This is a genomic window from Microcystis sp. M53603_WE2 (assembly GCF_030065435.1).
This window is the reverse complement of sequence record NZ_JASJFF010000487.1, coordinates 1-5,772: the sequence shown is the minus strand read 5'-3', so window position 1 is coordinate 5,772 and position 5,772 is coordinate 1. Positions and strand designations below refer to the sequence as shown.

The window sequence follows — 5,772 nt, the reverse complement described above, 5'->3', positions numbered from 1 at the left end:
CAGGGAAAAAGTCCCGGAATTTTCCCCCCAATCACTCCAAAGGTCGGCACTGTTTGAGGGAAAACAAGTCTAAAAACCCTATCCAACAAGGTTTTTAGATTTATTCAGCAAACCCTACATAAGTAGCGAAGCAATCGAGGGATAGATGGATAGGTTAGGGTGCATGGGATTTTTCCTCCTTCAAAGCGCACTCTTGAACCCACGGTAACAGTTGTCTTTACAAACAGCAATCTTTTTTAACACTTTTTCCCCAAAATCACTCGATCGGATGAACGCTCAGGGTGATCCTCGATCGGATGGAAACCCCAGGGGACTTGCAGATATAGGTATTTTAAAGAGCTTAATACCGAGGGAGATAGAAAGTCTGGCAATGGACGCGACTACTATTGGCAGTACAAGGGACTTGACATCTTCACCGCACTGAAGTAGATCTTTTGGGCAATCTCCCCTCTCCTAATCCCCAACCCCAATGAATAACCCCCCCGATAGTCCATTCAATTACACAGAGGCTTTTATTGCCCTAGGCACGAGTAATTTTGATCGCTCGGTGCAGTTTTATCGTCAACTGTTGCAACAGGAACCAAACCCCTACCTTGCCCACGTTTATGCGGAATTTAGGCTGATTAACCTTAAATTAGGTCTTTTTTGCCCTAAAGAGTCCCACAGAGAGGAATTTAGCGATTCTAGGGGCAGTGGCATGAGCATTTGTTTCGAGGTGGAGAGTCTCGAAAAAGCCCTCGAGCATTGGAGCGAAATCGGCTATGGTGCTAGGGGAGAAATTAGCCAGGCTTCCCACGGTCCGGAAATCTACATCTATGATCCGGATGGTAATCGTTTAATTTTCCATCAATCCACCGCTAAAACCAATCCTTTCAGGTAGGAACCTTCCGAATGATAGATACTGGTGGGATGGTCCGCCGGTTGGCTTAAACGTGCTAAAATTCGCACTGGGCGAGCCGATTCAATGGCGGCAGCCATGACAGCCCCCTGAAAATGTTCTTCGTTAACCACTTGGGAACAGGAAAAGGTGAAAATAATACCTTGGGGGCGAATTTTCTGGAAAGCTTGGTGATTTAATCTTTTATAAGCCATAACCGCCTGATGACGGGATTGGATACTTTTGGCAAAAGCGGGGGGATCGAGGACAATCAGATCGTAATCCTCCTGACAGTCGCGCAGGAAGTTAAAAACATCGGCGCTGTAGGATTGATGGGGAACTTCACCGAGATTATTCAGGGCGATATTTTTTTCGGTAAGATCGATCGCACCGTGGGAACTATCAACGGAATGGACTAGGGCAGCCCCCGCTTGCATAGCATAGACGGAAAAGCCGCCAGAATAAGAAAAAGTGTTTAAAACCCGTTTATTCTGACAATATTGGGCTAATATTGCTCTATTTTCCCTTTGATCGAGAAAAAATCCCGTTTTTTGTCCCTTTTCCCAATCAATAATAAAGCGATGACCGGATTCTAACACCTCATCGCCAGTTTTTTGACCAAATAAGTATTTATTCTCGGAGATATGGGCGCTTTTCGCCAAAACTGCGGCACTTTTATCGTAAACTGCCCGTAAATTGTCAGCGTAGATAGTTTTCAGACAATCGACAATCAGATCGAGACGTTGGTATAAAGCTAGGGAATAAGCTTGAATAACCGCCGTGCCATTGTACCAATCGACGATTAAACTGGGTAAACCGTCTCCTTCAGCGTTAATTAAACGATAACAGTTAGTTTTCGGGTTATCCACTAAACCGATTTGTTGCCGCAGCTGATAGGCATTCTGGAATTTTTCGAGAAATAATTGAGCAATATCGCTGACTTTTTGGAAAGAAAGAATTTTAACGGCAATATTGCTAGGATTATACAGTCCAGTGGCTAGATATTCGCCTCGATCGCTATAAACCTCTACGATAGCACCCTCTTTGACTTCCCCCTCCATCTCTTTAATCGCCCCAGAAAATATCCAAGGATGGAATCGTTTAACAGCATCAATTTTATGGTTTCTCAGGATAATTTTCGCTAAATCTGGCATGGATAAAGAATCAGGGTTGATAGCTGACGGCTACTAGATAATTCTATTATCCCCTGCCAGCAGCACAAAACCATGGTTTGTTATCCCTCGATCGAGTGGCATCAAAGCAAGTCCCAACAATCGAGGGATAATCAGAGGGAATTCTCGCCTATAATAAGTTAGATTTTAGCGATAGTCCCTCGACAAATGCCAAGAAAAAGTGATGCTGCCGGTGGTTTAAGTTTATGGTTTCAGCGTTTGGGGGCTGCCGGTTTGTTAGCGGGACAAACTTTTTTACATATTCTTAATGGCAAAATCCACCGGCGTAATACTCTGGAACAAATGAGTATTGTGGGGCCAGAATCCTTGACAATTGCCCTAATTACTGCTGCTTTTGTGGGTATGGTTTTCACTATTCAGGTAGCCAGAGAATTTATTTTTTTTGGGGCGGGTAGTTTTGTTGGGGGAGTCCTTTCCTTGGCTTTAACAAGAGAATTAGCCCCGGTTTTAACCGCGGTGGTGGTGGCGGGGAGAGTTGGCTCGGCTTTTGCCGCCGAAATTGGTACAATGCGAGTAACAGAACAAATTGACGCTTTATATATTTTAAAAACCGATCCGATCGATTATTTGGTCATTCCCCGGGTGATTGCCTGTAGTTTAATGTTACCGCTGCTCACTATTATCTCTTTAGTCACGGGATTACTCGGTGGTTTATTTATTTCCGATAGTCTTTACGGTATTTCCTATTCCCTATTCTTACAATCAGCCCAAAATTTTCTGGAAACATGGGATTTAATTAGTTCTATGTTAAAGTCCCTAATTTTTGGGGTTTTAATTGCTATTATCGGTTGCAGTTGGGGTTTAACCACCACCGGCGGTGCTAAAGGAGTTGGTCAATCTACTACCACGGCTGTGGTAACTTCTTTGTTAGCGATTTTTGTGGCTAATTTTTTCCTCTCTTGGCTGATGTTTCAAGGGACAGGCAATGCGGAGCTAGGCTAAGACAGTAATCAGTAATCAGTAATCAGTGCCAAGAAAACGGCAATTTTCTACTTAATACCGCTCACTAAAAACTCAAATCTGATCACCGATTACTGATAATTGTCTATTCTCAAGATTAGGATTTGTTCAAGGGATTGAGAGTGAGACAAGTTTTAATTAATTCCTCCACTCCCAGGACTGGATAAATAGGGACTCCTAACTGATTAATAACAGTTTCTAGGGTGAAATCATCTAAAAATACCGCTTCCCCATGCTTGAGCATTAGGGAGGGTAATAAAACCCCATCCCCAAGATTTTTACCTTGTAATCCTTTGAGAATATCTTGCCCGGTTAATAAACCCGTAACCGTGATTTCCTGTCCCCAATAATCACTATTTAAAGCCACTAATTCCACGGTTAAACCCTGCACCTTATTTAACTGTTTAACTAGGGGTTGAAAAGCTTGTTCTACCGCATTTCCCACCACCCATACCAACCGTCTAGAGGGAGTAATTTGAGCAGGTAATAACTTCTTGGCTGTCTTCTGAAACTCCCTAATAAATTGACGAATCGAGCCAACTCCGTTACCGATTTGGGGATAGTCTTCGTAGTGAGATTGAGGTGGTAAATCGACTCGGGCAATTAAAAACCATTCATCGGCTAACCATACCACATTACTGCCCAATTCTTGACAAAATTGTTTCTGTAAAGTTTGGACTTGTTCGATCACTTCTCGCGCTTTTTCTTGGCTAACGGGAATTAATTCATCTTCTTGGGGACGAAAGCGGGTTAATCCCACGGGAACTACGGCAATCGACTCCACACAGGGAATATCTCCCCGATGAAAAGAAACCAGATCTAACAGGGTTCTTTCGAGATGAATTCCATCATTAATATTGGGACAAACTACCACTTGGGCATGAATTTGTAATTGTCTGGCTTGTAGCCATTTTAAATGATCTAAAATTTGACCGGCGCGGGGATTTTTTAAGAGACGAATTCTCAGATCGGGTTCCGTGGCATGAACGGACACAAAAAGCGGTGAGATTCGCATCTTTTCGATCCGCTGCCATTCTTTTGAGGTGAGATTAGTTAAGGTTAAATAACTGCCATAGAGAAAACTTAAGCGATAGTCATCATCTTTATAGTATAAAGTTTCTCTTTTGCCCTCTGGTTGTTGGTCGATAAAGCAAAAAGGACATTTATTATTACACTGAATTAAGCCATCAAAAAGGGCAGTTTCAAACTCTAAACCTAAGTCTTCATGATAATCTTTTTCGATTTCTATCCGGTGAGTTTTGCCCTGACTATCAAGCACTTCTAGGGTTAAAAATTCATCGGCACATAAAAATTGATAATCGATTAAGTCCCGGGGACGATTACCATTGATAGAGAGGAGCGCATCCCCGATTTCAAAACCCACCTCGGCGGCGATCGAATCTGGGATGACACCACTAATTTTAGCTGGACGAATAGTTAATTCACTCATATTTTTAGGTCGCCATCCAATTATTTAACTGCATTTCCCAGAGAGTCTTTGGCTACATCTCACTTTTGTCAACCGTTCTTCTATCTTATCAAATCTCTTATCTACCTGATCAAATCTCTCATCGATCCGTTTTTCCAGAGAGTCGATTTTCCCCTCAATCCTTGTCAGAACTGCTTCTAGGGAATCAGTGACGGTTTCGTTAGCCATTTTCTCTCTCCTTTATCTCTTCTGGATTCACCATCGTGATCTCAATATCAGTATCGCTGATTTTTGCCTCCAAGTTTCAATCCCTATTAGGGGTTAAGATTAATTGGAACTACCTTTTCTTGGAATCACTTGTATTTTTTGCATGACTTTTATTTAAATAAAGTTAAAAATATTATAGCACCAACAAAAAAGTAAGTAATTAATACTCAAATACTAAGATTGGTTTAATAATCTTAATAGTTATAACGTACATAATTTAAAAATGTTATAAAAAATTTTCAGTAAAAATACAATAAGGCGTTGTGGAATATTTGTATTAGTTTTGAAGTTGTATATGATTAAAGCTTTGTCCACATTTTTGTTGGTTGCCATGCAGTAAGCAGTAATAGCTAGTCCAGTTAATACTCTCACTGGATCTATGACAATATTTAAACAAGTAATGCCAATTAATAATCAATGGCAAGAACGTAGGTTGGGTTGAAGCATGAAACCCAACGCCCGATTATGTTACGCTACCGCTAACCCATCCTACAAATAATTGTGCCTCCCTACTTAATGCCAATTAATAATCAATGGCAAGTCGGTAGTCCGTGTATAGCAACTGGCGGATTTACGGATATATACAAAAATGGGACAATTGTTTTAAGAAATACTGATAATCAAATAGTGGCAGTCAGCGAATTAGAAGAAGGCAGATTAGGAATAATTTTGTCTTATTGGGTTTGTACTTTTGATTTCTCTTTAGCTACAGAAGACTTGAGAGATTTTCGGGGTTGCCGATTTTTACTTGATGGCTACCGGCAAAAGATAGCCACCAGCAATTGTATCAATTTGTCAAAGTTTGAACCTTTCCTATTCCCTTTGAGTTGCTTGTCTAACCTGTTCGATATCTAATTCTAAAGCTTGTGCTATCTGTTCAAAGTTTAATCCTAATGCCAATAAACGAGGAATAGAGGCTAATTTTGCTGCTAATTCGCCTTCTTGTCGGCCCTCCTCTCTACCTTCCTCTAAAGCTTCCTGATACACTTTAGTTTGTTTTAAATCACTTAAACTAAACATCGCTTCTATCTCCTTTCTACTGACTT

General features: G+C 41.1%; 6 protein-coding genes and 1 pseudogene. 3 read left to right on the top strand and 4 right to left on the bottom strand.

The window, feature by feature from the left end; all coding sequences use genetic code 11:
• Positions 1–469: 469 nt before the first annotated feature.
• Positions 470–880 carry a VOC family protein gene (locus tag PX481_RS10145; protein WP_288094529.1) on the top strand — a complete coding sequence of 137 codons (411 nt, stop codon included), beginning with the start codon at positions 470–472 and terminating at the stop codon, positions 878–880.
• Here PX481_RS10145 and PX481_RS10140 read toward each other — a convergent pair.
• Positions 847–2,031 carry a class I SAM-dependent rRNA methyltransferase gene (locus PX481_RS10140; protein WP_002758499.1) on the bottom strand — a complete coding sequence of 395 codons (1,185 nt, stop codon included), beginning with the start codon at positions 2,029–2,031 and terminating at the stop codon, positions 847–849. The two genes, PX481_RS10145 and PX481_RS10140, sit on opposite strands and share 34 nt — an antisense overlap.
• A gap of 186 nt (positions 2,032–2,217) precedes the next feature.
• Here PX481_RS10140 and PX481_RS10135 point away from each other — a divergent pair, with 186 nt between their 5' ends.
• The gene (locus PX481_RS10135) at positions 2,218–3,012 is read left to right on the top strand and encodes an MlaE family lipid ABC transporter permease subunit (RefSeq protein WP_012264655.1); all 795 of its coding nucleotides are present in this window, start codon (positions 2,218–2,220) and stop codon (positions 3,010–3,012) included.
• A gap of 115 nt (positions 3,013–3,127) precedes the next feature.
• On the opposite strand, the gene PX481_RS10130 is transcribed toward PX481_RS10135, so the two are convergent.
• Both PX481_RS10130 and PX481_RS10125 read right to left on the bottom strand, forming a co-directional pair.
• Positions 3,128–4,480, bottom strand: a complete 1,353-nt coding sequence (locus PX481_RS10130; protein ID WP_002758501.1) for a TIGR03279 family radical SAM protein — start codon at positions 4,478–4,480, stop codon at positions 3,128–3,130.
• A gap of 24 nt (positions 4,481–4,504) precedes the next feature.
• Positions 4,505–4,687 (bottom strand): DUF4164 family protein, encoded by a 183-nt coding sequence (locus PX481_RS10125; RefSeq protein ID WP_002758502.1) that lies wholly within the window; start codon positions 4,685–4,687, stop codon positions 4,505–4,507.
• Positions 4,688–5,227: 540 nt separating this feature from the next.
• Between PX481_RS10125 and PX481_RS10120 the strand changes: the two genes are divergently transcribed.
• The gene (locus tag PX481_RS10120) at positions 5,228–5,581 is read left to right on the top strand and encodes a hypothetical protein (RefSeq protein WP_125731968.1); all 354 of its coding nucleotides are present in this window, start codon (positions 5,228–5,230) and stop codon (positions 5,579–5,581) included.
• On the opposite strand, the pseudogene PX481_RS10115 reads toward PX481_RS10120, so the two are convergent.
• A pseudogene (locus PX481_RS10115) lies at positions 5,540–5,772 on the bottom strand (Rpn family recombination-promoting nuclease/putative transposase); the annotation flags it as partial. The gene PX481_RS10120 and the pseudogene PX481_RS10115 overlap by 42 nt on opposite strands.

Excerpts from the sequence above, each read along its gene's own strand:
- PX481_RS10140 (WP_002758499.1), bottom strand. The coding sequence starts at position 2,031 with ATGCCAGATTTAGCGAAAATTATCCTGAGAAACCATAAAATTGATGCT.
- PX481_RS10125 (WP_002758502.1), bottom strand. The coding sequence starts at position 4,687 with ATGGCTAACGAAACCGTCACTGATTCCCTAGAAGCAGTTCTGACAAGG.
- PX481_RS10130 (WP_002758501.1), bottom strand. The coding sequence starts at position 4,480 with ATGAGTGAATTAACTATTCGTCCAGCTAAAATTAGTGGTGTCATCCCA.
- PX481_RS10145 (WP_288094529.1), top strand. The coding sequence starts at position 470 with ATGAATAACCCCCCCGATAGTCCATTCAATTACACAGAGGCTTTTATT.
- PX481_RS10135 (WP_012264655.1), top strand. The coding sequence starts at position 2,218 with ATGCCAAGAAAAAGTGATGCTGCCGGTGGTTTAAGTTTATGGTTTCAG.